Here is a 262-nt window from a genome sequence, read left to right on the forward strand (position 1 = left end):
GAACACAAGATGGAAGTGACTGACGTAAGATTACGCCGCGTAAACACAGAAGGCCGCATGAGAGCAATTGCCTCTATTACTCTAGACCATGAATTTGTTGTTCATGATATTCGTGTAATTGATGGTAATAATGGATTATTTGTAGCAATGCCAAGTAAACGTACTCCAGATGGAGAGTTCCGTGACATTGCACATCCAATTAATTCTGGTACACGCTCTAAAATTCAAGATGCGGTTTTAACAGAGTATCATCGTTTAGGCG

The 262-nt window shown here is 40.5% G+C and carries 1 protein-coding gene; it reads left to right on the top strand.

What is annotated here, in order from left to right:
* Positions 1–57: 57 nt before the first annotated feature.
* Positions 58–262: septation regulator SpoVG (spoVG, locus tag QP997_RS09825; RefSeq protein ID WP_502870461.1), on the top strand; the 205-nt coding region annotated here is incomplete at its 3' end.

It is taken from the genome of Corynebacterium sp. MSK039 (assembly GCF_030232315.1).
In the GTDB taxonomy this organism is placed as follows: Bacteria; Actinomycetota; Actinomycetes; order Mycobacteriales; family Mycobacteriaceae; genus Corynebacterium.